Source organism: Streptomyces sp. NPDC005302 (assembly GCF_040607345.1).
Taxonomy (GTDB): Bacteria; Actinomycetota; Actinomycetes; order Streptomycetales; family Streptomycetaceae; genus Streptomyces.
This window is the reverse complement of record NZ_JBEXGN010000006.1, coordinates 346068-371875: the sequence shown is the minus strand read 5'-3', so window position 1 is coordinate 371875 and position 25808 is coordinate 346068. Positions and strand designations below refer to the sequence as shown.

The 25808-nt window shown below is 72.1% G+C and carries 26 protein-coding genes; 16 read left to right on the top strand and 10 right to left on the bottom strand.

Annotated elements, in window-relative coordinates; all coding sequences use genetic code 11:
* Positions 1–147 precede the first annotated feature (147 nt).
* The 4 genes from ABZT74_RS12350 to ABZT74_RS12335 are packed head-to-tail and all read left to right on the top strand — an operon-like array spanning position 148 to position 3678.
* Positions 148–1101, top strand: coding sequence for an ABC transporter ATP-binding protein (locus tag ABZT74_RS12350; RefSeq protein WP_356434401.1), 954 nt, complete (start codon positions 148–150; stop codon positions 1099–1101).
* Positions 1098–1838 (top strand): ABC transporter permease, encoded by a 741-nt coding sequence (locus ABZT74_RS12345; protein ID WP_355865071.1) that lies wholly within the window; start codon positions 1098–1100, stop codon positions 1836–1838. The genes ABZT74_RS12350 and ABZT74_RS12345 overlap by 4 nt, the downstream gene beginning before the upstream one ends.
* Positions 1839–1843: 5 nt before the next feature.
* The gene (locus ABZT74_RS12340) at positions 1844–3067 is read left to right on the top strand and encodes a sensor histidine kinase (protein WP_355865588.1); all 1224 of its coding nucleotides are present in this window, start codon (positions 1844–1846) and stop codon (positions 3065–3067) included.
* Positions 3064–3678, top strand: a complete 615-nt coding sequence (locus ABZT74_RS12335) for a response regulator transcription factor (protein WP_356177557.1) — start codon at positions 3064–3066, stop codon at positions 3676–3678. Before ABZT74_RS12340 ends, ABZT74_RS12335 begins: the two co-directional genes overlap by 4 nt.
* Before the next feature lie 24 nt (positions 3679–3702).
* On the opposite strand, the gene ABZT74_RS12330 is transcribed toward ABZT74_RS12335, so the two are convergent.
* The 5 genes from ABZT74_RS12330 to ABZT74_RS12310 form a co-directional block, all read right to left on the bottom strand.
* Positions 3703–5985, bottom strand: coding sequence for an ABC transporter permease (locus ABZT74_RS12330; protein ID WP_356434399.1), 2283 nt, complete (start codon positions 5983–5985; stop codon positions 3703–3705).
* Positions 5982–6689, bottom strand: coding sequence for an ABC transporter ATP-binding protein (locus ABZT74_RS12325; RefSeq protein ID WP_356177559.1), 708 nt, complete (start codon positions 6687–6689; stop codon positions 5982–5984). Before ABZT74_RS12325 ends, ABZT74_RS12330 begins: the two co-directional genes overlap by 4 nt.
* A gap of 55 nt (positions 6690–6744) precedes the next feature.
* Positions 6745–7155, bottom strand: coding sequence for a hypothetical protein (locus tag ABZT74_RS12320; RefSeq protein ID WP_356177560.1), 411 nt, complete (start codon positions 7153–7155; stop codon positions 6745–6747).
* 236 nt (positions 7156–7391) lie between these two features.
* A complete protein-coding gene (locus ABZT74_RS12315; RefSeq protein ID WP_356177561.1) occupies positions 7392–8243 on the bottom strand; it encodes a transglutaminase-like domain-containing protein in 852 nt (283 codons plus the stop codon).
* 17 nt (positions 8244–8260) lie between these two features.
* Positions 8261–9376: a GNAT family N-acetyltransferase gene (locus ABZT74_RS12310; RefSeq protein WP_356177562.1), complete on the bottom strand. Its 1116-nt coding sequence runs from the start codon at positions 9374–9376 to the stop codon at positions 8261–8263.
* Positions 9377–9516: 140 nt separating this feature from the next.
* Between ABZT74_RS12310 and fdxA the strand changes: the two genes are divergently transcribed.
* The gene (gene fdxA, locus ABZT74_RS12305) at positions 9517–9837 is read left to right on the top strand and encodes a ferredoxin (RefSeq protein WP_030573070.1); all 321 of its coding nucleotides are present in this window, start codon (positions 9517–9519) and stop codon (positions 9835–9837) included.
* A 213-nt stretch (positions 9838–10050) separates the two neighbouring features.
* Positions 10051–11148, top strand: a complete 1098-nt coding sequence (locus ABZT74_RS12300) for a bifunctional succinyldiaminopimelate transaminase/glutamate-prephenate aminotransferase (protein WP_356177563.1) — start codon at positions 10051–10053, stop codon at positions 11146–11148.
* Between the two features lie 106 nt (positions 11149–11254).
* On the opposite strand, the gene ABZT74_RS12295 is transcribed toward ABZT74_RS12300, so the two are convergent.
* Together ABZT74_RS12295 and ABZT74_RS12290 are read right to left on the bottom strand one after the other, a co-directional pair.
* Entirely contained in the window at positions 11255–11698 is a 444-nt protein-coding gene (locus tag ABZT74_RS12295) for an ATP-binding protein (RefSeq protein WP_356177564.1), read from the bottom strand.
* Positions 11699–12030: 332 nt separating this feature from the next.
* Positions 12031–13041 carry a heavy metal transporter gene (locus ABZT74_RS12290; RefSeq protein ID WP_356434396.1) on the bottom strand — a complete coding sequence of 337 codons (1011 nt, stop codon included), beginning with the start codon at positions 13039–13041 and terminating at the stop codon, positions 12031–12033.
* 138 nt (positions 13042–13179) lie between these two features.
* Between ABZT74_RS12290 and dapE the strand changes: the two genes are divergently transcribed.
* Positions 13180–14259 carry a succinyl-diaminopimelate desuccinylase gene (dapE, locus tag ABZT74_RS12285; RefSeq protein ID WP_356434393.1) on the top strand — a complete coding sequence of 360 codons (1080 nt, stop codon included), beginning with the start codon at positions 13180–13182 and terminating at the stop codon, positions 14257–14259.
* Positions 14260–14400: 141 nt separating this feature from the next.
* Positions 14401–15159, top strand: coding sequence for a TIGR00730 family Rossman fold protein (locus ABZT74_RS12280; protein WP_355865048.1), 759 nt, complete (start codon positions 14401–14403; stop codon positions 15157–15159).
* A gap of 65 nt (positions 15160–15224) precedes the next feature.
* On the opposite strand, the gene folP is transcribed toward ABZT74_RS12280, so the two are convergent.
* On the bottom strand, positions 15225–16085 hold the full coding sequence (gene folP, locus ABZT74_RS12275; protein WP_355865046.1) for a dihydropteroate synthase: 861 nt from the start codon (positions 16083–16085) through the stop codon (positions 15225–15227).
* Positions 16086–16291: 206 nt separating this feature from the next.
* Here folP and ABZT74_RS12270 point away from each other — a divergent pair, with 206 nt between their 5' ends.
* On the top strand, positions 16292–16642 hold the full coding sequence (locus ABZT74_RS12270) for a DivIVA domain-containing protein (protein WP_356434391.1): 351 nt from the start codon (positions 16292–16294) through the stop codon (positions 16640–16642).
* Positions 16639–17220 carry a DNA-3-methyladenine glycosylase I gene (locus tag ABZT74_RS12265; RefSeq protein WP_355865040.1) on the top strand — a complete coding sequence of 194 codons (582 nt, stop codon included), beginning with the start codon at positions 16639–16641 and terminating at the stop codon, positions 17218–17220. Before ABZT74_RS12270 ends, ABZT74_RS12265 begins: the two co-directional genes overlap by 4 nt.
* Before the next feature lie 106 nt (positions 17221–17326).
* Here ABZT74_RS12265 and ABZT74_RS12260 read toward each other — a convergent pair whose 3' ends face one another.
* Positions 17327–18130, bottom strand: a complete 804-nt coding sequence (locus tag ABZT74_RS12260; protein WP_356434388.1) for an enoyl-CoA hydratase-related protein — start codon at positions 18128–18130, stop codon at positions 17327–17329.
* 362 nt (positions 18131–18492) lie between these two features.
* Here ABZT74_RS12260 and ABZT74_RS12255 point away from each other — a divergent pair, with 362 nt between their 5' ends.
* Positions 18493–18660: a DUF3117 domain-containing protein gene (locus tag ABZT74_RS12255; RefSeq protein ID WP_003966491.1), complete on the top strand. Its 168-nt coding sequence runs from the start codon at positions 18493–18495 to the stop codon at positions 18658–18660.
* A gap of 178 nt (positions 18661–18838) precedes the next feature.
* On the opposite strand, the gene ABZT74_RS12250 is transcribed toward ABZT74_RS12255, so the two are convergent.
* On the bottom strand, positions 18839–19372 hold the full coding sequence (locus ABZT74_RS12250) for an O-methyltransferase (RefSeq protein WP_355865034.1): 534 nt from the start codon (positions 19370–19372) through the stop codon (positions 18839–18841).
* A gap of 392 nt (positions 19373–19764) precedes the next feature.
* On the opposite strand from ABZT74_RS12250, the gene sigE reads away from it, so the two are divergent.
* The 5 genes from sigE (at position 19765) to ABZT74_RS12225 (ending at position 25709) form a co-directional block, all read left to right on the top strand.
* A complete protein-coding gene (gene sigE / locus ABZT74_RS12245; RefSeq protein WP_266762435.1) occupies positions 19765–20463 on the top strand; it encodes an RNA polymerase sigma factor SigE in 699 nt (232 codons plus the stop codon).
* On the top strand, positions 20460–21440 hold the full coding sequence (locus ABZT74_RS12240) for an anti-sigma factor (protein WP_356177567.1): 981 nt from the start codon (positions 20460–20462) through the stop codon (positions 21438–21440). Before sigE ends, ABZT74_RS12240 begins: the two co-directional genes overlap by 4 nt.
* 999 nt (positions 21441–22439) lie before the next feature.
* Positions 22440–24125 carry a trypsin-like peptidase domain-containing protein gene (locus ABZT74_RS12235; protein WP_356434470.1) on the top strand — a complete coding sequence of 562 codons (1686 nt, stop codon included), beginning with the start codon at positions 22440–22442 and terminating at the stop codon, positions 24123–24125.
* Positions 24126–24343: 218 nt separating this feature from the next.
* Positions 24344–24781 carry a sec-independent translocase gene (locus ABZT74_RS12230; protein WP_355865026.1) on the top strand — a complete coding sequence of 146 codons (438 nt, stop codon included), beginning with the start codon at positions 24344–24346 and terminating at the stop codon, positions 24779–24781.
* A 271-nt stretch (positions 24782–25052) separates the two neighbouring features.
* Positions 25053–25709, top strand: coding sequence for a hypothetical protein (locus ABZT74_RS12225; RefSeq protein WP_355865023.1), 657 nt, complete (start codon positions 25053–25055; stop codon positions 25707–25709).
* The last annotated feature ends 99 nt before the right edge of the window (positions 25710–25808 follow it).

Here is a 25808-nt window from a genome sequence, read left to right as displayed (position 1 = left end):
TCGGCCGCGGGCCGCATCAGGCGCAAAGAGGGCATCCTGCCGGGTTCGTACCGGCAGGGTGCCCTCTCGTCGTATGACATCTGTCATCCGGGACCGAGGACACTCCGCACTGCCGCCGCGACCCCCTCCGCCGCGACGATGGATCACATGACAACCACTGCGACTGCGGCGGCCACGACCTCGGTGGTCGGGTTCGAATCGGTGACCAAGAGCTACGGCGACGTCCGGGCCGTGGACGCCCTTACGCTCGACCTGCACCCCGGCGAGACGGTCGCCCTGCTCGGTCCGAACGGCGCGGGCAAGTCGACCACGCTGGACCTGCTGCTCGGCCTGAAGAACGCCGACAGCGGCACGGTCCGGGTGTTCGGCACCAGCCCGCGCGAGGCGATCGTCGCCGGCCGCGTGGGCGCCATGCTGCAGAGCGGCGGCCTGATGGACGAGGTCACGGTCGGCGAACTGGTCAAGCTCGCCTGCGACCTGCACCCCCGGCCCTACCGCGTCACCGACGTCCTCGCCCGCGCCGGCATCACCCAGATCGCCGACCGCAAGGTCAACAAGCTCTCGGGCGGCCAGGAGCAGCGCGTCCGCTTCGCCCTCGCCACGGCCGGCGACAGCGACCTGATCGTCCTGGACGAGCCGACCACCGGCATGGACGTCACCGCCCGCCAGGCCTTCTGGGCCACCATGCGCGAGCAGGCCGACCAGGGCCGCACGGTCCTCTTCGCCACGCACTACCTGGAAGAGGCCGACGCCATCGCGGACCGCGTCCTCGTGCTCCACCGGGGACGGCTGCTGGCCGACGGCACCGCCGCCGAGATCAAGGCCAGGGCGGGCGCCCGCCGGGTCGCCTTCGACCTGGAGGGCCCCATCGACGAGACGCCGCTGCGCTCGCTGCCCTTCCTCACCTCGATCGACGTGTCCGGACAGACCGTCCGCATCCAGTCCGCCGACGCCGACGCGACCGTCCACGCGCTGTACGGACTCGGCGTCTACCCCCGCAACCTCGAAGTCGCCGGGCTCGGTCTCGAGCAGGCATTCGTCGCCATCACCGCCGCCGAAGAGGCCAACCGCACCGCCGCCGAGGAGGCGACCTCCAAGTGAACAGCCTGATCAAGCTGGAGATCACCCGCGCCCTGCGCAACCGCAAGTTCCTGTTCTTCTCGGTCATCTACCCCTCGGCCCTGTTCCTGCTGATCGCGGGCAACGCCGACAGCACGACCAAGGTGGCCGGCACCGGCCTGACCCTGCCGACCTTCTTCATGGTCTCCATGGCCTCCTTCGGCGCTCTGACCGCCGTCCTCATGGGCAACAGCGAACGCATCGCCAAGGAGCGCGAGAGCGGCTGGGTGCGGCAGTTGAGGCTCACCACGCTGCCCGGCCGCGGCTACGTCCTCGCCAAGACGGCGAGCGCCGCCGTGATCAGCCTGCCGTCGATCGTCATCGTCTTCGTGGTCGCCGCCGCGGTGAAGGACGTACGCCTGGACGCCTGGCAGTGGCTCGCGCTCACCGGCGTGATCTGGGCCGGCAGCTTCGTGTTCGCCGCGCTCGGCGTGGCCATCGGATACCTGGCCAGCGGTGACGCGGTCCGCCCCATCACGATGATCGTCTACTTCGGCCTGTCGATGCTCGGCGGCCTGTGGATCCCCTCGACGACCTTCCCGGACTGGCTGCAGAACATCGCGAAGTGGCTGCCCACGCACGCGTACGCTGCCCTGGGGCAGGCCATCGAACTCGGTGACGCCCCGCACGCGAAGGACATCGCCATCCTCGTCGTCTTCTTCGCCCTCTTCGCGGGCGGCGCGGCGTGGCTGTACCGGAAGGACACGCTGAAGGCGTGAGTGCCATGACGGAAGACTCGCTGCCGGACCAGGCCCGAACGGACCGGCTGGTGCGGATGGGGCAGTCCCCCCGCGACCTCCGCGAGGCGCTGCGCAAGTCGGTCTGGATCGTCATCTGGCTGGTGTTCCTCAGCTCACCGGTCCACGACCTCGTGTCCGGCGACCACACCACACCGGCGGTCGTGGCCGGCTGGGTGGGCCTGGCCGGCTTCGTCGCCATCTACCTGACCCTGGTCTTCCGGAACATGGGCAAGGCCTCGGCCGGCACCCTGAGCGTGGCGCTCATGATCCTCACCCTCGGCGCGCTCGCCACCGTCCTCTGCCTCACCCTCGGCCCGCCGTGGCTCGGCCTGTTCGTGTACGTCTCGGTGGCCTGCGGGACGGCGTTCCCGCTCCGCGTCTCGTACTGGACGATCCCGCTCACCGCCGTGGTGATGCTCCTCGTCGGCCTGCACGGCGGCGAGGAGGACGCGCGCAACCTCGTCCTCCTGGTGGTCCTGATCGGCTACGCGATGACGGGCGTACGCCAGCTGGTGCGCACCACGGTGGAGCTGCGCCGGGCGCGGGCCACCGTCGCCCAACTCGCCGCGAACGAGGAGCGCCTGCGGCTCGCCCGGGACCTGCACGACCTCCTCGGCCACTCACTGTCGCTGATCACGCTGAAGAGCGAACTGGCCGGGCGCATGCTGCCCGACCACCCCGACAAGGCGGCCCAGCAGGTCGCGGACATCGAGCAGGTGAGCCGCCAGGCCCTCGTCGACGTCCGTGAGGCGGTCACCGGCTACCGGCGGCCCCGGCTCGCCGGTGAACTCGCCGGAGCACAGGTCGCGTTGACGGCCGCGGGTGTCGTCGCCGACCTGCCGGCCGAGCCCGACCTGCACGATGTGTCCGCGGAGAGCGAGTCCGCGCTCGCCTGGACGCTGCGCGAGGCGGTCACCAACGTCGTACGGCACAGCGGCGCCCGGCGCTGCACGGTGGAGCTCGTCCGCCGCCAGACCCTGGACGGCGCCGTCCTCGAACTGTCCGTCGAGGACGACGGCTCGGGCGGATCCGCGGGCGGCACCCCAGGCAACGGCCTGACGGGGCTGACCGAACGCCTGGAGAAGGAGGCGGGATCGCTGGAGGCGGGCCGCACCCGGCGCGGGTTCCGGCTGGTCGCCCGCGTCCCCCTCACCGGCGATCGGGCCCCTGTGGGCCCGGCGGACGACACCGTAGGATCCGGTGCATGAGCCGCACGATCAAGGTCCTGCTCGCCGAGGACCAGTCGATGGTCCGCGAGGCGCTGGCCGCCCTGCTGGGACTGGAGCCGGACATCGAGGTGGTCGCCCAGGTGGCCCGCGGTGACGAGGTGCTGGCGGCCGCCCGCGCCCACGACGTGGACGTGGCGCTCCTCGACATCGAGATGCCGGGCATGACGGGCATCGAGGCGGCGGCGCAGGTCCACCGGGAACTCCCCGGTATCAAGCTGCTCATCCTCACGACCTTCGGCCGTCCCGGCTATCTCCGCAGCGCCATGGAGTCCGGCGCCGACGCCTTCCTCGTCAAGGACGCCCCGGCCGCCCAACTCGCCGCGGCCGTACGCAAGGTGCTCGCCGGAGAGCGCGTCATCGACCCCACCCTGGCCGCCGCCGCACTCGCCGGCGGCGCCAACCCGCTCACCGACCGCGAACGCGAGATCCTCCGCGCCGCGGCCGACGGCTCCACCAACGCCGAACTCGCCACCGCCCTCCACCTCTCCCAGGGCACGGTCCGCAACTACCTCTCCACGGCCATCCAGAAACTGGCGGTCCGCAACCGCGCGGAAGCGGTGAGGACGGCTCGGGAGAAGGGGTGGCTGTGAGGGGCGACGGTCTGCCGACCCCCGTCAATCGCGTCTGATCAGCTCCGGGTTGATGTCCCGGCCCACGAGGGGCAGCGTCCCCACGGCCGCGGCCCCCACCACACCGAGTGCGGCGATCCCCAGCAGCGGCAGCCCGGCCGTGTCCCAGAAGACCTCGCCTCCGCCGGTGACGAGATAACTCGACTCCGCGAGCCTGCCCGCGACGAGCGCCAGGACGAGCCCGATCGCGAGCGGCAGGACGACCTGGGCACACTGAACGGCCCGCAGCGTTCTGGCCCGTGCTCCGATCAGGGTCAGGGCCGTGACGTGCGCCCGGCGTTCGACGGCACGGTCGGTGACGGAGACGAGGAACGCGGCGAGGCCGATGACCAGACCCATGACCATGCCGAGGCCGAGCAGGCTCTCGATGACGCCGATCTGCTGGAGTCCGTCGATGTTGACGCCGATGGGGTCGACATCGGCGGTCGGGGCGGCCGCGCCGATCCCGTCGAGCACCCGGCGGACGGCATCCGGATCGGAGCTGCCCGTGAGGACGTAGCGGGCCGACTCCGGGCGCGCCCCGGCGGGCAGTTCCGAGGGCGGGACCAGCACGGCGGCGCCACCGACCGCCGAGGGGTCGTGGGCGCCGTAGACGACGCGGTCGGACGGCAGCGTGAGGGACAGCGTGGTGCGCCGTCCGTCCCTCCGGATCCTGAAGGGGAACACGGCGCCGGGGTGCACGCCCGGGTCGGCGGCGGTGTTCGGGTCGACGAGCCGCAGGACCCTGCCGTCCACGCAGCCCTCGGAGTGCTCGACGAACTGCCGTAGTTGTGCGCAGGTGGCGACGAGCGCGGTGACCCGCGGTTCCACCTGCGAGCCACCCTTGAGCGACACCCACGAGTCCATCGTCAGGGCGTGGGCCCGGACGCCCGGCACGTCCGCGAGGTCGCTCTGCCGGCGGGAGGTGAGCCCCGACAGGGCGATGGAGTAGTCCTGGGCGGGGCTGTCGGGCCGGGTGACCTGGTTCTCCTCGATCAGGATGCCCTGGGCCAGCGAGGCGGCGTACACGAGGAGGACGAGTCCCGTGACCACGCGCATGGCGCTGCCCGGTTCCACCTCGTTGCGGCGCATCGCCAGGTTCAGGGTGAGCGACTGCGTGGCGCCGGCGACCTTCCGGGCCAGCGTGTACGAGAGCAACGGCAGCGTCAGGACCAGGCCTGCGCCGGTCAGCAGCACACCGGCCGGGACGAGGAGTGCGGCCGGGCCGTCGCTCGAAGCCGGGTGGGTCGTCAAGCCGGTCGCGCAGTAGCCGGTCACGATGCCGAGGCCCGTGATCAGCAGAAGACCGCCCCATCGCGAAGGTGCTCCGGGCAGCGCGGTACGGCGCACGGCGAGCGGGTTGGTCGCCGCGCTCCGGGCGCTCGCGCGTCCGACGAACCAGGCGAGCGCCGGACAGCCGATCAGGCAGACGCCGACGGTCGTCGGTGAGAGGCCGCCGTCCGCCGGGTACCACCGAAGGCCCGGCAGCCCGGTGCGGGACATCACCTGGTTGAGGACCGTGTACTCGCCCAGGCCCAGCACGGCGCCGAGCAGCGAGGCGACGACCGTCTCGGCGGCGTTCACCCGCTGTGTGCCCTTGACGCTCAGGCCGAGCAGGCGCAGAGCGGCCAGGCGCCGGGTGCGGCTGGCCGCGGAGAGCCGCGCGCAGACCGAGAGGAAGACGCCCAGGGGAAGCAGGACGATGGTGGCGAGGGCGAAGCGCAGGATGGTCAGGGTGGAGGGATCGACGGCGGGGATCGGCGCGTAGCCGTAGCCGAATCCCGTCAGGACGCGGGCCTTGCCGCCGAGTTGGGCGCGGGTCGTACCGACGTACGCGTACAGCTCGTCCGGGTTGGTCAGGCCGGCGGCGCCGATCAGGCCCTTCTCGTCGCCCGGCAGCAGCCCCTTGAGGGCGGGCTCCTCCCGCAGCAGGGCGTGAACCCGGGGGGAGACGAACACCTCGCCCGGACCCGGGAGTCCGCGCAGGCCGGGCGGGACGGCGGAGGCGTCCGTGCCGCGGGCGACGAAGACGCGGGTGAAGGCCTTCGAACCGTGCGGGTCCGAGCGCTCCAGGACCAGACTCGACCGCGCGGAAGGGGCGTGGGAGGACGTGGTGGGTTCCCTGGCGGCGGCCCGCCCGTCGTGCGCGTCCAGGATCGCCGGGATGGTCAGGACCAGCGCGAGACAGCACACCCCGAGGGAGCCGCCCGCGGCCATCAGCAGGAAGCGGACCCGGTTGCCGCGTCCGGCACCGAGCAGCAGACGCAGCCCGAGCAGGAACTCCTTCACAGCGGCTCCCCCGGGGACAGCACTCCGTCGGTCATCGAGTAGCGCCGGTCGGCCTGCGCCGCCACCGCCGGATCGTGGGTGACGAGGACGACCGCGGTGCCCTGCGAGCGGGCCAGACCGAGGAACTCCTCCAGCACGGCGGAGGCGTTGGCGCTGTCGAGCGAGCCGGTGGGTTCGTCGGCGAAGACGACGGCCGGCCGGTGGACGAGGGCCCGGGCCACGGCGACGCGCTGGCTCTGGCCCCCGGACACCTGCGACGGCCGGCGCTCGCGCAGTCCGCCGAGTCCGAGGCGGCCGAGGACCTCGCCCGCGGCGGCGAGGGCGGGGCCCTTGCGCCGGCCCGCCAGCCTCAGGGGCAGGGCGGTGTTCTCCTCGATGGTCAGCTCGGGGAGCAACTCGCCGTACTGGAAGACGAATCCGAAGCGTTCGCGGCGCAGCGTGCTCATCTCGTCGTCGCTCAGCCCGCCGAGCGTCCGCCCCTCGAACCGCACCTGGCCCCGGGCGACGGGCAGCACGCCCGCCAGGCAGTACAGAAGCGAGGACTTCCCCGAACCGCTCTGCCCGGTGATGGCGGCGACCTCCCCGCGCGCCACCGAGAGATGCGCGTCCCGCACGGCGGGCTGAGCACCGTAGGAGAGGTCGACTCCCGTGGCCGAGAGGATCTCCGGGGCATGGATGTCCGAACTGCTGATGGCTTCCCCCAAGAAGCGAACGGGCCCAGGCACACACCCCTGGGCCCTCGGCCGTGCGGCTTGCTGCCTACCGTCGGTAGTGCTTGGTCACGGAGCAGTTGTCGGGGTGCAGAGAGCCCCGGTCACGGCAGACACGTATGTACGCGTCGGACGTGTAGCGCTCGTCGCCGCTCCAGTTCAGGTAGTCCTGCGGGACGGTCTTCTTCTGCTTGCCGTTGTACCGGCTCCAGCTGTAGCCCTCGACGCGGACCTGCGTGTACACGTTGTGCCCGTCGCCGTTGTCGGCGTCCTTGAGGTTGCCCTTCCACTCGAACGCGCCGTGGTTCGTGCCGGCGGGCCAGAACGTGTACTGGCCGGAGTTGAGTTCCGCGCCACCAGTGGTGAGCTTCGGAATGGCGTGCCACGAGCTGGCGAACGCGGTTCCGGCACCGGCCGCGAACAGGCCGGCCGCCAGGATCCCTACTGCGAACTTCCGCACTTGATTCTCCCGTTGTTTGACGGCCCTGGTGGTCATGTTGCGTTCAGGGCCGTGGCGGAGAGTAACAAGGAGTCGCGGGGCGAAAACATCGCATACGTGCGGCTGTTGGTGATTTGGTGGGGGTGTTCTGTTCGGGGGGCGGGATTGCTTTTCTGGGAACTTGCCCGGGCTTGACCGGAAGATGTTCATGGGGGAGGCAACCGGAGGTGGGGATCTTTCGTCGCCTCTGGGGGGTGTCAGTTGAGCATCGCCCTTGCTGCCAGGGCCTGTTGGCGGACCCGGGTGGCTGCGGGTTCGTCGACTGCCGACACCACGTCGGCGTAGGCGTCGAGTTCGGCCGCGCCCGTCAGGAAGTCGCCTCGCTGCACGAGGAGTTGGGCACGCTCGTAGCGCAGTCGGGCCGGGTGGGACGGGAGTAGCAGGGAGAGTTCGACCGCCCAGAGGGCCACGTCGGAGCGTTCCGGGCGGGCGGTGGCCCAGGCGCGGACGTTGTTGAGGATGCGCAGGACCACGTCGAGCGGGTCGGCGGGGGAGAGCATCGACGGGTCCAGCGGAGCGCCGGTCGCGCCCGCGACGAGGAGTTCCGCGTCGGCCCCGGCCAGGACCCGCCCGCCGTCGAAGGGGTCCGCGAGCACCTGGTCCTCGGCCGGTCCGAAGCCCACCACGAAGTGGCCGGGCAGCGCGACCCCGTAGACCGGCGCGCCGGCCCGGCGGGCGACCTCCATCCACACCACGGAGAGCAGGATGGGCAGCCCGCGGCGCCGTCGCAGCACCGTGTGCAGCAGGGACGACTCCAGCCGCTGGTAGTCGGCCGGCGATCCGCGGAAACCGCAGCGCCCGCCGAGCAGTTCGGCCAGCGCGGTCGCCCAGGAGCGGGGGCCGCCCGGGCGGAACGGCAACCTCCCCGCCAGCTCGTCCAGTTCGATCTGCGCCGCGTCGATCCCCGCCTCGTCGAGCGTGCCGTCGGCGGAGGCTCCCACGAGCAGGCAGAGCAGGGCGAGATCGGGACGCCCGGCCCGCGCCTCCTCGGCGAACCGCCGCCGCACCTCGTCGGCTCGCTCGTTCTCCGGGGGCTGCGGGGAAGACATAGCGGGTTCGTGCCCCTTCACGCCGATCGATACGTCTCGGCACCGCCGGACGTCTCCGGCGCCGTGGCGGCCGCGCCCTCGGACGCGTCCCGCTCCGCTCCCGCCGGCCCCGTGGGTCCCGCGCCCTCCGCGGCTTCCTCGCCCGGCGTCCACCGGTAGTGGTGGTACGCGTGGTGGGCGGCGAACCTCAGGCCGGCGTACAGGGTGCGGGCCGCCGTGTTGTCCGTCTCCACCTGGAGCCAGGCCGCCGACGCGCCCTCGGCCAGGGCGCGGTCGGCCAGGGCGGCCATCACGGCGGTGGCGAGACCCCGGCGCCGGTGTGCCGGGTCCACTTCCACGGCCGCGAAACCGGCCCAGCGGCCGTCCACCACGCACCGCCCGATCGCGGCCGGCGGCTCACCCTCCGCCCCCGGAACCGTCGCGAACCACACCGAGGGCCCGCTGCCCAGCACCCGCAGGGCCACCTCGCCGACCCCCTTGCGCTGGTAGCGGCCGAGCCACGACGCGTCCGCCGTCCGGGAGAGCGTCACCTCGGGGGCCTCACGGTCGGCGAGCGGCGCGAGGGCGCCGATCCACAGTTCGGCGGTCACCTCGTTCGACCAGCCGCGCGCCTCCAGGTGCGCGCACAGCAGCTCCTCCGTGCCCTCGGCGCCGGTGCTGGTCTGGATGTAGGCCGGGAGGCCACGGGCGCCGTACCAGTCCCGGACCAGGGTCAGCGCGTCGTCCAGCGGCACGCCGGGGTCGCCCAGCGGCAGCACGGAGTTGGCGCGCCGGGTGAACCCGCCGGCGGCGCGCAGCTCCCAGCCGCCGAGCCGCTCGCTCTCCACGGGACGCCAGGCCCGGGCGGCGACCCGCGCGAGCTCCTCGTACGACGCCGCGGGACCGCGCCGCCGCGCCGGAGCGGCCGGGACGACCTTGCCCGCGACCAGCGTCGACTCCGCGATCCGGACCCGCTCACCGGTCCGTCGTGTGATCAGCAGCACACCGTCGTCCCATGATGTGAGAACACCGACCGTATCGGTGAACTTCTCCACCGTGTCTCCATCGTCGGTCAATCGTCGAACTGAGACGCGTTTTCCCACGTCAGCAGCGGTGATACGGACCTCGAGTCGGCCGGAAGCAGAGATTTCCACGGGTCGGTCCACCCCTCCTGTTCGGATCATGCCCAAGAACGGAGATACTAGGGGCGGGCATCGACGACGCCGCGCTCCCGCGCGCCAGGCGGCGGAGCCTACGCAGGCCCGCCAGCGCCCTATCGAGGAGGAACGACAGCGTGACCTACGTCATCGCGCAGCCTTGTGTCGACGTCAAGGACAAGGCGTGCATCGAGGAGTGCCCGGTCGACTGCATCTACGAGGGCTCCCGGTCCTTGTACATCCACCCGGACGAATGCGTCGACTGCGGAGCCTGTGAGCCGGTGTGCCCGGTCGAGGCGATCTTCTACGAGGACGACACTCCGGAGGAGTGGAAGGACTACTACAAGGCGAACGTCGAGTTCTTCGACGAGCTCGGCTCGCCCGGCGGCGCCAGCAAGCTCGGCCTGATCGAGCGCGACCACGCCTTCATCGCAGCCCTTCCGCCGCAGAACCAGTAGCACCGGTGAGCGGACCGCCGGGGCTTCCCCGGCGGTAGCTCCAGGAGCGCCGCCTCGGTCCCGTACGGCCCCGATCGCTCCGATCGCCGTACGGGACCGAGGCATTTGCCGTTCCGGCCCGTGCGGCGGCCCGTGCCGTCCGAACGGGCCGTGGGCGGGGCCGCCAGCACGACAACGTACGGGCCGTACGTACGAGAAAGTGAGCCCGATCCCGTGTCCGCAGTCTCCGACCGGCTTCCCACCTTCCCCTGGGACAAGCTGGAGCCCTACAAGGCGACCGCCGCAGCTCACCCGGGCGGCATCGTCGACCTGTCCGTCGGCACACCGGTCGACCCGGTGCCCGAGCTGATCCAGAAAGCTCTGGTCGCCGCCGCGGACTCGCCCGGCTATCCCACGGTGTGGGGCACGCCCGAGCTGCGGAACGCGCTCACGGGCTGGGTGGAGCGACGGCTCGGCGCACGGGACGTCACCCACCGCCACGTCCTGCCGATCGTCGGCTCCAAGGAACTCGTCGCCTGGCTGCCCACCCAGCTGGGCCTCGGTCCGGGGGACAAGGTCGCCTACCCGCGCCTCGCGTACCCGACGTACGAGGTCGGCGCGCGGCTCGCCCGGGCCGACTACGTGGCCTACGACGACCCGACCGAGCTGGACCCGACGGACCTGAAGCTCCTGTGGCTGAACTCCCCGTCGAACCCGACCGGCAAGGTCCTCTCCGCGGCCGAGCTGACCCGGATCGTCGCCTGGGCGCGCGAGCACGGCATCCTCGTCTTCTCCGACGAGTGCTACATCGAGCTGGGCTGGGAGGCCGAGCCGGTCTCCGTCCTGCACCCGGACGTCTGCGGCGGCTCCTACGAGGGGATCGTCTCGGTCCACTCGCTGTCCAAGCGCTCCAACCTGGCCGGCTACCGCGCCGCGTTCCTCGCGGGCGACCCCGCCGTCCTCGGCGAGCTGCTGGAGATCCGCAAGCACGGCGGCATGATGACCTCCGCGCCGACCCAGGCCGCCGTGGTCGCCGCCCTCGGGGACGACAGCCACGTCCGTGAACAGCGCGAGCGCTACGCCGCCCGCCGCGCGGCCCTGCGCGACGCGCTGGTGGACCACGGCTTCCGTATCGAGCACAGCGAGGCGAGCCTCTACCTCTGGGCCACCCGCGACGAGTCCTGCTGGTCGACGGTGGCGCACCTGGCCGAACTGGGCATCCTGGTGGCCCCGGGCGACTTCTACGGCGAGGCCGGCGAGACGTTCGTCCGCGTGGCCCTGACCGCCTCGGACGAACGCGTGGCCGCCGCGGTGGAACGCCTCACCTCCTGAACCCGCGCCTGGCGGGGCGGGACGACGCGAGGCGGGCGGACACAGCGAAACGGGGGTCCGGGGAAGCGAGTTCCCCGGACCCCCGTCGTCGTACGGCCTGGACGGACTAGCCGAGCGGCAGACCCTTGAGCGGCAGCTGGTCGGTCGGCAGGCCGCCCTTGGCCACGCCGTCCGTCGGCAGGCCGCCGCCGGTCGCGGTCTTCGCGGTGTCACCCAGGAGGCCGCCGGCCTGGCCGGCCGTCTCCCCGGCCACCTTCTGCGCGGCGGGCGTCACGGTCTTCGCGACCTTGCCGCCGGTCCTGCCCGCGGCGGGCACCGCCTTCTTGACCGTGTCGCCACCGGACTTGCCGGCCGTCCCGGTGACGTTCTGCGTCGCTCCGTCGAGGGTGTTGCCGACGCTCGCCCCGTCCAGGGCGGTCAGACCGCCGAGGTCGGGGGTGGCCGGCAGTGCGGCCGCGCTGGCGGAGCCGGCCGCACCGACCACGGGCGCCGCTCCCGCTGCGATGAGCAGCGCGACACGGGCGATCCGGCGGGTCAGGGGGAGGGACATGGTGCTCCTTAGACGGGAGAAAACGGTGAACTGTCCGACCGGACCGGCGTACCGGATGCTGGTGTGCCTCCGGTGATCGTTCCGGGCTGGACGCAGTGACTACCGCTCGAAGTCCTCGAAGGTTGCGGTGACCCGACGTAAAGAGTTGGTAATGCGTCGCATAATCAGTTGTGGATAAAAACGGGCAAACGTAGTCCGTCGGGAAAGTCTGACGAATCCTTACGGCCCTTTGTTCTCAAGGGATTTCGCGAGCCTTCGCGTGAGCGGCCGGCAGTCCGTAAAGAACGCGGGCCCGTCGCGGGCGGGGTAATCCGCACGAGTGAGGGCCCGCACTACTGCCCGGTGACGATCCGGACCTCGGACGCGGCCTTCCCCGTGGGGGAGGCGCTCTTCGCGTCGGTCGTGTGCCACGACCCCTCGGACCGTCCGGCGGTCCACTCGCGCCCCGCGTACGACACCCGTTCGATGTGCAGCGCCGAGGAGTTGGCCACCGCCCAGTGGGCCAGCTCCCAGCCGCGCCGGAGCGTCCCGGTCCCGGAGGTGGCGCCCTCGCGCACCGGCACGGTCACGGTGCCGCCGGTCGACGCGGCGGACGACGAGGCCGAGGCACCGGAGGAGACGGAGGCGGTGGGTTCCGGTGACGCCGAGCCGTCCCCGGCGCCGACGGTCGCGCCCGCCTCCTGGAGGACGTCCCGCCCGAAGTCCTTGGCGAGTGCGGCGCGCACCGCGTCCGCACCCCCCGCCGGTGTCGCGTCCGGGCGTCCCTGGCAGGTCAGCGTGGCGGCGGCACGACCGGTGAGCGCGGCGGCCAGCAGCGTCGCGTCCGGCTCGTGCTTGGCGTACGCCTGCGGGAAACCGCTGCGCTGCACCCGCTGCGCCGCGACGGTGAGCGGCAGCCGCGAGTAACCGGGGACCTTCGCCAGATGCTCGTAGAAGACGCCCGAGGCGTACGCCGGGTCCATGATCTGTCGCGGTGTGCCCCAGCCCTGTGAGGGCCGCTGCTGGAACAGGCCGAGGGAGTCACGGTCGCCGTGCTGGATGTTGCGCAGCCCCGACTCCTGGAGCGCCGTCGCGAGAGCGATGGCCACCGCCCGCTCGGGCATCCCCCGGGAGGTGCCGACCGCGGAGATCGTCGCCGCGTTCACCGCCTGCTCGGGGCTGAACTCGTACGACGCGCCGTCGCCCTTGCCGGAGACGACGCTGCACCGGGGCGCGCCCGTGCCGCCCGTGAGGTACTGCACCGCGAGATAGCCCGCGAGCGCGAGCAGGACCACGGCGGCCCCTCCGAAGCGGAGGAGCCGGCGGCGCGGGCGCCGGACGGGGGCGGGGGGCGGCTCTGACACGCGTACAAGGTACTGGAGGTCGCTGTCGGCACCCCCTGGGGCTGTGGACAACCGCCGGGCCGGCCGGGACGTACCACCGCTTCCGGCCCCTTCCGGACCCTTTCGGGGGTGCCGGCCCGGCGCGCTAGGGTCGACGCCATGGCCGACACCTCCCTAGACCTCACCCTGGACGCAGCCGAGCTCACCGCGCAGCTCGTCGACTTCCCCTCGGAGAGCGGCGACGAGAAGCCGCTCGCGGACGCCGTCGAGGCCGCCCTGCGCGCCCTGCCGCACCTGACGGTCGACCGGTACGGCAACAACGTCGTGGCACGCACGCGCCTCGGCCGCGCCGAGCGGGTCGTCCTGGCCGGTCACATCGACACGGTGCCGATCGCGGACAACGTGCCCTCCCGGCTCGACGAGGACGGCGTGCTCTGGGGCTGCGGCACCTGCGACATGAAGTCGGGCGTCGCGGTCCAGCTCCGGATCGCGGCCACGGTCCCCGAGCCCAACCGCGACCTCACCTTCGTCTTCTACGACAACGAAGAGGTGGCGGCCCACCTGAACGGGCTGAAGCATGTCGCCGAGGCCCATCCGGACTGGCTGGAGGGCGACTTCGCGGTCCTCCTCGAACCCTCGGACGGACAGGTCGAGGGCGGCTGCCAGGGCACGCTGCGGGTGCTGCTGAAGACCCGGGGCGAGCGGGCCCACTCGGCCCGCAGCTGGATGGGCTCGAACGCGATCCACGCGGCCTCCCCGATCCTCGCCGCGCTCGCCGCGTACGAGCCGCGCTACCCGGTGATCGACGGCCTGGAGTACCGCGAGGGACTCAACGCGGTGGGCATCTCCGGCGGGGTCGCCGGCAACGTCATCCCCGACGAGTGCGTCGTCACCGTCAACTTCCGCTACGCGCCCGACCGCACCGAGGAAGAGGCGATCGAGCACGTCCGCGCGGTCTTCGCCGACTGCGGCGTGGACGAGTTCGTCGTCGACGACCACAGTGGCGCCGCCCTGCCCGGCCTCTCCCACCCGGCTGCCGCCGCGTTCATCGAGGCCGTCGGGGGCACCCCGATGCCCAAGTACGGCTGGACCGACGTCTCCCGCTTCAGCAGCCTCGGCGTTCCGGCGGTCAACTACGGCCCCGGCAACCCCCACTTGGCGCACAAGAGGGACGAGCGGGTGGAGACGGCCAAGATCCTCGCGGGCGAGGAGCGGCTGCGCTCCTGGCTCACCGCCTGAGACGTACCGACGGCTGTTCGTGGCGGACATGCCCACGTCCCCCCGCCGTAACCAGCGGAGATCTACGCTGGGGCGGAACGACCTTCCCCAGGACCCGGCTCCGGCCGGGGCGGGGGAGACCCGTACGCGGAGGGAGTGGACATGGCTACTGGCAACCCGGAGGGCAAGAAGCGGCCACCGGAGGAGCAGCGGCTGGGCCCGGTGCTGCGCAGGCGGGACCAGGTGCAGGCGAGCACCACGGACCAGCGGCTGCTGGACGCGGGAGGCCCGTCGGACTGGGTGCACACCGACCCCTGGCGGGTGCTGCGCATCCAGTCGGAGTTCATCGAGGGCTTCGGGACGCTGGCCGAACTGCCGCCCGCGATCAGTGTGTTCGGGTCCGCCCGGACGCCGGCCGACTCGTCGGAGTACCAGGCGGGCGTCGCCCTCGGGCGTGGTCTCGTCGAGGCCGGGTTCGCCGTGATCACCGGCGGTGGCCCCGGTGCCATGGAGGCCGCGAACAAGGGTGCCTGCGAGGCCAAGGGCATCTCCGTCGGCCTGGGCATCGAGCTTCCCTTCGAGCAGGGGCTCAACCAGTACGTCGACATCGGCCTGAACTTCCGGTACTTCTTCGTCCGGAAGATGATGTTCGTCAAGTACGCGCAGGGCTTCGTGGTCCTGCCGGGCGGGCTCGGCACCCTTGACGAGCTGTTCGAGGCGCTCACCCTGGTCCAGACGCAGAAGGTCACCCGGTTCCCGATCGTGCTGTTCGGCACGGAGTACTGGGGCGGCCTCGTCGACTGGCTCAAGAACACGCTCATCGCCCAGGGCAAGGCCTCCGAGAAGGACCTGCTCCTGTTCCACCTGACCGACGACGTGGACGAAGCGGTGGCCCTGGTGTCCAAGGAGGCCGGCCGCTAGCGAGCGACCGGGGGCCCGGGAGGGACCGCGGGTTCAGCCCCTCCCGAGCCCCGTGGCACCGGCGCCTACGCCAGCCCGCGCCGGGCCACCGCCGGCGGCCGGTGGCCCGCGATCGACGCCACCATGTCCAGCACCTGCCGGGTCTCGGCGACCTCGTGGACGCGGTAGACCTGCGCCCCCAGCCACGCGGAGACGGCGGTCGTCGCGAGAGTTCCGACGACCCGCTCCTTGACGGGCTTGTCGAGCGTCTCGCCCACGAAGTCCTTGTTGGAGAGGGAGACGAGCACCGGCCACCCGGTCTCGACCATCTCTCCGAGCCGCCGGGTCGCCTCCAGGCTGTGCCGGGTGTTCTTCCCGAAGTCGTGCCCGGGATCGATGAGCACCGACTCGCGGGGCACCCCCAGGGAGACCGCGCGCTCCGCCAGACCGACCGTCACGCGCAGGATGTCGGCCATCACGTCGTCGTACGCGGCCCGGTGCGGGCGGGTCCGCGGCTCCGTCTCCCCGGCGTGCGTGCACACCAGGCCCACCCCGTACCGGGCGGCCACCTCCGCCAGCCGCGGGTCCACCCCGCCCCAGGCGTCGTTCAGCAGATCGGCGCCCGCCTCGCAGACCGCCTCGCCCACCTCGTGCCGCCAGGTGTCGACGCTGATGATCACGTCGGGGAAGGTGCGGCGCACCTCGGCGACGAAACCGACCGTACGGCGCGCCTCCTCCTCGGCGGTGACCTCGTCGCCGGGGCCGGCCTTGACCCCGCCGATGTCGATGATGGCGGCGCCCTCGGACACCGCCTGCTCCACGCGCGCGAGGGCGGGCTCGTCCCGGAAGGTGGCCCCCTGGTCGTAGAACGAGTCCGGGGTCCGGTTCACGATCGCCATGATCACCGGCTCCCGCGGGTCGAATTCACGCCTGCCCAGCCTGAGCATCCCCTATGACCTCTCCCAGTGGTTACCGCCGATGAACCGCCTGCGACCTTAACTGTCAGACTCGCATGGCACGATCGGAGCCTGACACTTCCGGCGTCAGACTGCTTTCCCGTCAGTATCAGCACCTCCGGCACCCGTACGCGCCGGCATCCGTACTTCGCGTCGGCGCGCTCCGCGCCGGCACCAGAGCGTGGGGACCTCCAGCGATGTTCATGTTCTTGTTCCTCGTCGTCGCGCTCGTCGTCGTGGTCGCCGCGGTCACCGTCTCCGTGGTGGGCGGCGGCGAGAGCACCCCGCTTCCCGACGCCGAGCCCGAGCGGCTGCACGACCCGCTGCCGTACGACCGTCCCGTGCACCGGGGTGACGTGGACGCGGTGCGCTTCCCGGTCGCCGTGCGCGGCTACCGCATGGCGGACGTGGACGACGTCCTCGGGCGTCTCAGCGCCGAGATCGGTGAGCGGGACGCGCGGATCGCCGACCTGGAGTCCGCGCTCGCGGGGGCCCGCGCGGCGAGCGCCCCCACCTCGCTGCGCAAGCACCCGCAGGACGAGCGGTGAGCGACGCGCTGGCCGGTCCCGACGGGGTGCTGCGCTGCCCCTGGGCGCTGTCGACCGAGGACTACGTGGCGTACCACGACGAGGAGTGGGGCCGCCCGGTCCACGGCGACCAGGCGCTGTACGAGCGGCTGTGCCTGGAGGCCTTCCAGTCCGGCCTGTCCTGGATCACCATCCTGCGGCGCCGCCCCGGCTTCCGCGCCGCGTTCGCGGGCTTCGGGATTCCTGAGGTCGCGGCGTTCACGGACGCCGACAAGGAGCGCCTGCTCGCCGACCCGGGCATCATCCGCAACCGCGCCAAGATCGAGGCGACGGTCTCCAACGCGCGCGTGCTGGCCGACTGGGCCCCGGGCGAGCTGGACGAACTGATCTGGTCCTTCGCCCCCGACCCGGCGACCCGCCCGGCCCCGCACAGGCTTTCCGACGTCCCCGCCGTCACCGACGAGTCGACCGCCCTGTCCAAGACGCTCAAGAAGCGCGGCATCCGCTTCGTGGGTCCCACGACCGCGTACGCCCTGATGCAGGCGTGCGGACTGGTGAACGACCACCTGGCGGACTGCGGGGCGCGCGACGCCGTCTGACGGGCGCCGGGGACGGCGACCGGCGTGCGGCCGAGACATCGAACGGGAAGGGGCGCCACGGGCCGTTCACGGCCCGTGGCGCCCCTTCCCGTCAACCGCCGGACGGTCAGCGTCCGAGGTACTTGGGCTTCTCCTTGTCGACGAACGCCTGGACCGCGATGGTGTGGTCCTCGGAGGCACCGGCCCGCGACTGGAGTTCGTCCTCCTTCTCCAGGGTCTCGTCGAGCGAGTGGGTCAGCCCGAACGTGAGGGACTCCTTCAGCGCCGCGTAGGCGAGCGTCGGCCCCGCGGCCAGCGCCCGCGCCACCTTCTCCGCCTCAGCACGCAGATCCGCGGCCGGAACGAGCCTGTTCGCGATACCCAGTTCGTAGGCCTCCTGCGCGCTGATGCTGCGCGGGAAGAGCAGCAGGTCGGCGGCGCGGCTCGGGCCGACCACCCGGGGCAGCGTCCAGGACACCCCGGAGTCGGCGGTCAGCGCGACCCCGGCGAACGAGGTGTTGAAGGCGGCCGTGTCGGCGACCACGCGGTAGTCCGCGGCGAGCACGAACCCGAAGCCGGCACCCGCCGCGACGCCGTTGACGCCGGCCACCACGGGCTTCGCCGCACCCGTCAGGGCCCGCACGATGGGGTTGTAGTGCTCGCGCACGGTGCTCATGGTCCGGCCCGCCCCGGACTGCCGGTCGGCGGCCAGCAGCCCGATGTGCTCCTTCAGGTCCTGCCCGACGCAGAACGCCCGGTCGCCCGCGGCGGTCAGCAGGATCGCCCGCACGCCCTCGTCGGCCGCCGCCTCCTGTGCCGCGTCACGGAGGGCGACCTTGGTCCCGGTGTTCATCGCGTTCATCGCCTCGGGGCGGTTCAGCGTGATCGTCGCGAGTCCGTCGCTCACCTCGTAGAGCACGGTGTCGGCCATGGTGGGTCCCCTCCGGTGTCGCGGCTCCGTCGTACCGTCCGGTACGTCCTGTCCGATGACAGCATGGCGGAGATCACCGGCGGTGGAGCCGGCCGGTCATGTGACCTGCGTCAAAGAATTCCGTGCCCTGGAAGTCCATGCGGCGGCGCAGTATCGCAGTCACATCGCCGAATTGAGTGGTTTTGCTCAAGCGCGTTGCGCAAGCGATGCCGACTGATGTTGGTCATCGGGTCCTGAGATGCGGGATAATGGCCTGGAAGCAATGTGTTCGATGCCGGTGACGTGTGTCCTATGAGAGGACACGCGTGCCCTCCGAGGGGGCCGTCGGCGACGATGAGCTGGTTTCAGGAAGGGGAACGAGCATGGCGGCCATGAAGCCGCGGACGGGCGATGGCCCGCTCGAGGTGACCAAGGAGGGGCGGGGCATCGTCATGCGCGTTCCGCTCGAAGGCGGCGGTCGGCTCGTCGTCGAGCTGACCCCTGACGAGGCCGACGCGCTCGGCGACGCTCTCAAGAAGGTCGTCGGCTGACGCGGAACGCGACCCTACCTCTTCAGCTTCCCCGGCACCGTACCTGGTGTCGGGGAAGCTGTCTTTTCGGGCGGAGAACACTGCCCCGCCGCCCCGGCCGGAGCCCGCAGTTTCGGTGTATGGCCTGGTCAGAGGTGTGCGACGGGGTGTGCGGTGGGGGAGGGGAGGGCGCGGCAGATCAGCGCTTGACCGCGCACAGCAGGCCATCGCCCACCGGCAGCAGCGACGGCACCAGCTCCTGGCTCTCGCGCACCGCGCGCAGCAGTTCGCGCAGGCGGCTCACCTCGGCCGGCTGGGGTCCCGAGTCCACCGTGCGGCCGTCCGCGAAGACGCCCTCGAAGACGACGAGCCCGCCCACGCGCAACAGGCGCAACGATTCAGCGAGGTAGTCGAGGCACTCCAGACGGTCGCCGTCACAGAAGACGAGGTCGTATCCGGCGTCCGCGAGGCGGGGCAGGACGTCCAGCGCGCGGCCCGGGATGAAGCGCGCGCGGTTGGTGGCGAAACCGGCGGCACGGAAGGCCTGGCGGGCGAACTGCTGGCGCTCCGGCTCCGGATCCACGGTGGTCAGTACCCCGTCCGGCCGCATCCCGTGCAGCAGATGGATCCCGGAGACGCCGGTCCCGGTCCCGATCTCCGCGACCGCCTTCGCGTCCACGGTGGCGGCGAGCATCCGCAGCGCCGCACCCGTGCCGGGAGACACCGAGCGCATGCCTGCCTCGCGGGCCCGGTCCCGGGCCCAGCGCAGCGTCTCGTCCTCGGCGACAAAGGCGTCGGCGAACGCCCAGCTCGTCTGCCGGTTGCCGGTAATGACCCTCTCCTGTCCCCGTGGTTGCCTGGGCGTGACTGTATCCGTTGGTGCCGGGAACCTGCTGATGGGACCGGGCGTTTAGAGGGGTGGGGAAACAGAGCGGGGGAAAGACGATGGACCAGCGCACGGAGCGAGGTGACGGGCAGGTGCTGACGCACCCATATGAGCCCGTATCAAATTCTCGTAAAACCGCTTATCCGGAGCTAACGGGCGAGGTGGCTATGGTAGGGGCTCCACTGGACACCACCAGAGCCGACAGGGGAGGTGCGGCTGCGCCTGTGGATCGAGGCGGAGTGCTCCGGCGCCTGCTCAGATCAGCGGGTGAGCCGAAATCCGTGACCGACAACGCTGACCAGTCCCATGCTGCTGCCCCTGTGCAGACCGCGACGTTCACCACCGACGCGGAGTCGCAGCCGTGGACTCCGCCCACGTGGGAGGAGATCGTCAGCACCCACAGCGGCCGCGTCTACCGCCTCGCCTACCGCCTCACGGGCAACCAGCACGACGCCGAGGATCTCACGCAAGAGGTCTTCGTCCGCGTCTTCCGCTCGCTGTCCACGTACACGCCCGGGACTTTCGAGGGCTGGCTGCACCGCATCACCACGAACCTCTTCCTGGACATGGTGCGCCGCAAGCAGCGCATCCGTTTCGACGCCCTCGGCGACGACGCGGCCGAGCGCCTGCCCAGCAGAGAACCCTCCCCGCAGCAGGTCTTCAACGACGCGCACTTCGACGCCGACGTCCAGCAGGCGCTGGACACCCTCGCGCCCGAGTTCCGCGCCGCCGTCGTCCTCTGCGACATCGAAGGACTGTCGTACGAGGAGATCGCCGCGACCCTGGGCGTCAAGCTCGGCACGGTCCGTTCCCGGATCCACCGCGGCCGCTCCCAGCTGCGCAAGGCCCTGGCACACCGGTCCCCCGAGGCACGCGCCGAGCGACGCTCGTTCGCGGCCCGCGTGCCCGTGCTGGGGGGAGGGGGCGCGACCGCGTGAGTGGAACCCGTCCCACCCCTGCCGAGCAGCATCTTGGGGACCGACTTTCCGCCCTGGTGGACGGAGAGCTCGGTCATGAGTCGCGCGACCGTGTCCTCGCCCACCTCGCGACCTGCGCGAAGTGCAAGGCCGAGGCCGACGCCCAGCGACGCCTGAAGAACGTCTTCGCCGAAATGGCCCCGCCGCCCCCGTCCGAAAGCTTCCTGGCCCGTCTTCAGGGACTGCCCGGCGGAGGTGACTCCGACAGCGGTTCGCCGTTCGGCGGAGGTGCGTTCGGAGGAAGACTTCCCGGCGGCTCCGCGGGCCCGGGCATGCCCGGCGTCTTCGGAGTTCGGGGTGAGCCCTTCGGCTACGTGCCCGCGGGACCGCACGCCGACGTGCTGCCTCCTTCCTCCGGGCGCGGCTTCCACATCCATGACGTCGGCCGTCACGAAGCCGAGCGGTCGGCCTCACGCGGGCTGCGCTTCGCGGCCGCCGCGGCCGGCGCGGTGTCCTTGGCCGCCGTCGCGCTCGGCGGAGTCTCGACCGGCATCGCCGGGGACACCGTGGACGCGCGCGGAGGCTCCGGTCTCGGAAGCAACGTGACGCCCGCCCGGACCCAGGGCACCGGTACGCCCACGACCCCCGAGGCACAGCGCCGCCGGTCGGTCGGACCGCTGCTCGCCCAGGGCGAGCGCTCTCTCGGCAACGCTCCGGTCGCCCCGACCGAAGTGTCCGCCCCGCTGCTGCCCGGAGTCCCCGCTCCGGCGAACCGCGGTGCGGATGCCGTGCACACGCTGACGACCCCGGTCGTCGCCGGTGCCGCCGCCATGTCCCCGCTGATACGCCCGCTCTCCAGCGCCCAGCCGGTCGCGCTGAACACGTGGTCCGCCGCCTCGGAGACCACGGCCCCAGGGCTGCTCGCCGCCCCCGCCGCCACACCGTCCCCCTCTTCCTCCACGTCCCCCACCTCCCCCTCCGCCCGTAGCCTTCGCTGACCCTGCCCTCTGCGCGGCGGCCCGTGAACCTGGTTGAATCCGGGGTGGGCCGCGCCCGCGGGAGGGATTCGGGCGTGGCGTCGACCGGTCTGTGGTGACCGTCGGCGAGTGGTGCCGCGGGCCAGGTGTGGGGAGAGCATGAACGAGGGGAAGCCCACGAAGGCGAAGTGGTGGAGCAGGCCCCGGCCGCACGGTCCGGGCCCCGACACCCCACCGGCTCCTCTCACGAGCCCGGCAGCCGAAGGCCCAGCCACCGAACCGGCGGCCGAGCCGGCCGGCTCGGCCGGGCGCCCCGGTCCCTCCGAGCCCGCTCCCGCGCGGCCGGGCATTCCTGAACCCCGGGCGCAGGTGCCGGGGGCCCGAGAGGGCGCTGCACGGGACGCACACCTGCCGGAGGTTCCAGGGGCCGACACCGGTGACTCGCCGGTGCCTGGGCCACATGAGGCCGATGCCGATGCCGGTGACGCGCCGGTGCTCGGGCCACGTGAAGCCGACACCGGTGACTCGCCGGTGCCTGAGCCACGGGAAGCCGATGCCGGTGATGCGGACCTGGCCGGGGCCGATGGCGACTCGCGTCTCACGGAAGACCGTGTGACCGGGACCGGTGAGCCGCGCCTGCCGGAGAACCGTGAGCACGACGCCGACGCCGCTGCCTATTTCGACGCCGACACCGATGCCGGCCGTGTGTACGTGGCCGGAGCCGGCGAGGGTGCCGACGGCGATCTGTCGCTGCCGGGAGCCCGTGAGGGCGACACCGGTGACTCGCCGGTGCCTGAGCCACGGGAAGCCGATGCCGGTGATGCGGACCTGGTCGGGGCCGATGGCGACTCGCGTCTCACGGAAGACCGTGTGACCGGGACCGGTGAGCCGCGCCTGCCGGAGAACCGTGAGCCCGACGCCGACGCCGACGCCGACGCCGCTGCCTATGTCGACGCCGACGCCGATGCCGGCCGTGTGTACGTGGCCGGAGCCGGCGAGGGTGCCGACGGCGACCTGTCGCTGCCGGGAGCCCGTGAGGCCGACACCGGTGACTACGAGCTGGCGCGGCCTGCCGCGAACACCGGCCCGGCGCGAGAGGCGGGCTCCGCACACCCCGGCGTCGGGCTCGGCCCGGTCTCCGACTCCGACGGGCCGTCCGGGGCCGTCGAGGTCGTCCCCGAGCAAGCGTCCGGCGCCGCACCCACCGGGCCGCACGGCCCCGGCGCACCTTCCCTGACCGGCGACGGCACGGGCCCCGGTGACGACGGGGACTACGAGCTGGCGCGGCCCGCTGTGGCGCGTCCGGAGCCCCTGCACGCCTCCGACCCCTACAGCACCCCTCCCTACGGCCACCCCGGCCCCTGGGCCCCCGCTCCGCCCGTCCAGCACCCCACCACCCCCCACGCCGAGGGCTCCGGCCTGTCCGCGGCGATTCCGGCGCAGGCCCGGGCACCCCTCGACCCCGCGCCCCAGGACGTCCCGCTCCCGATCCCCGAGGACGCGGCCCCGGACCCCTGGCGCAACTACGACCCCTGGGCAGCACCGGCACCGCTCCAGCAGAACGGGGGCGCCGTGCCCACCGTGACGCAGCGCCGCGGGCGGACGCGGAAGACCCTCGTGTTCGCGGCCGTCGTGCTCGCGCTGCTGTCCGGCGGGGTCGGCGGGGTCGTGGGCGCGTATCTGCAGCGCAACGAGGGGATGACGAGGGTCGAGCTGCCGCAGGCCGCCAAGGAGGCCCCCGGGCGGTCCCCGGACAGCGTGGCCGGCATCGCGGCACGCGCGCTCCCCGGCGTCGTCACCCTGCATGTGCGGGGAAGCGAGGAGGAGGGCACCGGCACGGGGTTCGTCCTCGACGGCCGGGGACACATCCTCACCAACAACCACGTGATCGAACCCGCCGGCGACAGCGGTGAGATATCGGTGACGTTCAGCGGCGGCGAAACCGCGAAGGCGAAGATCGTCGGGCACGACAGCGGCTACGACCTCGCCGTCGTGAAGGTCTCCGGCGTCTCGGGACTCGCCCCCATGCCGCTCGGGAACTCCGACAGCGTCCAGGTCGGCGACCCCGTCGTCGCCATCGGCGCGCCCTTCGACCTCGCCAACACCGTCACCTCCGGGATCATCAGCGCCAAGGAGCGGCCCATCACGGCGGGCGGTGAGAAGGGCGACGGCAGCGACGTCTCGTATGTGGACGCCCTGCAGACCGACGCCCCGATCAACCCGGGCAACTCGGGCGGCCCGCTCCTCGACTCGCGGGCCCGGGTCATCGGCATCAACAGCGCCATCCGCTCCGCCGACAACGGCTCCGACCTGGAGAGCGGTCAGGCCGGCTCCATCGGCCTGGGCTTCGCCATCCCCGTGAACCAGGCCAGGCGGGTCGCCGAGGAACTCATCAACACCGGTCGGGCCACGCACCCGGTGATCGGTGTCACGCTCGACATGAACTACTCGGGTGACGGCGCGCGGGTCGGCACGAAGACCGCCGACGGCGGCCCGCCGGTCAGCTCGGGCGGACCCGGCGCCGAGGCGGGCATCAAGGCGGGCGACGTCATCACCGAGGTCGACGGCACGCGGGTGCACTCCGGTGAGGAACTCATCGTGAAGACCCGCGCCCACCGGCCCGGGGACCGCCTCCGGCTCACCGTTCACCGGGGCGGCGCGGACCGCACGCTGACCCTCGTCCTCGGATCCGCCGACGGCGACTGAGACCCCGCGAGCCCCGGCCCGGGAATGACACGAACCTCACAACGGAGGACGACACCGCAGCTCCGGACGGCAAACATCACGGAAAACCAGAGGCACACAGCAAGTCGGAAGCCCCTGGACAGTTCCGGACGGACGGGATGGCCGGGTACCGTTGGCCACGGCCCGGACCACGGAACACTCCCGAGGGCCGAGGCCCGGACATCGCAAGGAGCTACCAGGTGTTCAATGACATAGGACCACTTGAGCTGGTGACGCTCGTCGTCCTCGCCGTGCTCGTGTTCGGTCCGGACAAGCTCCCGAAGATGATTCAGGACGTCACCCGCACCATCCGCAAGATCCGTGAGTTCTCGGAGAGCGCCAAGGCGGACATCCGTGACGAGCTCGGCCCCGAGTTCAAGGACTTCGAGTTCGAGGACCTGAACCCCAAGACGTTCCTGCGCAAGCAGCTGGACAACGACGAGCTGGGGCTCAAGGAGATCCGTAACGGCTTCGACCTGAAGAAGGAGATGGCCGAGGTCACGGACGCGGTGCACAGCCGGGAGTCCGACTCCTCCGCCTCTTCGAAGGGCTCGGCCGGCGGTTCCGTCGACATGACGAAGAAGCCCGAGAAGGCCGACCCGGACGAGCGCCCGCCCTACGACGCCGACGCCACCTGATCCACGGCGCCCGGCCGCCACCGAGCCGGAACGCCAAGCAGGAACGCCATAGCGCGACGCGGAGCCGCGAGACCGGCTCCCCGTGACGGCGTGCCGGGGCCGGAAACATGCCCCGACCGGCCCGTTTGTGCCGTGCACACGCCCCACGCGCCGGGCGCTTTCGCCGCTGCTCGCGGCGGTGTCGCTATGCTGCCCAGTTGTTGTGCGGACCGAAGGACGCCCGAGGGGGGCGGGCCACCCGGTCCGCCGAGAACGAGGAGGCGTCCGGCAGATGGAGACGACAAGTCGGGTAGGCGCGCAGGCGCCGGTCGCGGTTGAGGGACAGCAGGTCTCCACCGCCCGGCGTACGGTCGACGGCTACCTGCTGGCGCCCTTCCCCTGGTACGGCCTCGACGAGGCCTTCACGGGGCCGCGCTGGCTGATGCAGGTGGGTATGTCGGCGGAAGGCGTCGTCGAGCACGGTTCGATCGGCCACGGCGACGAGCCGGTGGTGCGCCCCGAGCCGGCCGACGACAAGGAGCGGTTCGCGGTGGTCGTCACCGTCGCCGCCAACCCCGACCGGCGCAGCGCCGACGGCACGGGCCTGCTGGAGGCCACCTCGGTCTCCTCGGCCGCCTGGCTGGCCGGTGTGGGGCTGCTGTCCTTCACCTGGCCCGGCCAGATGGACCACACGCTGCGCGACGACTGGCTGGACCAGCAGACCGAGACCGCCTGGGTGCTGGCGGACGACCTGGACGGCTCGGACTGGTCCACGCTGTCCCTCCCCGTGGACGGGGTCCCCACGACCTTCCACTACCGCGAGTCCGAGTTCGGCTGGGTGCTCGCCGGCTCCACCCAGGAGGGCGTCCACGTGGGCGCGTACGGGCGGGGCATGAGCGCGTACGGGCTCGGCTTCGCGATGATCAAGGACATCGGCGCGTACGCCTAGGACGACCGGCCGCGGCCGGTACGAAGGAGGGGGGGGCGGCCCCCCCCGCGGGGGCCCCCCCGAGCGAGCAGGGAGGAGAGGGGGGGGCCGGGAGATGAT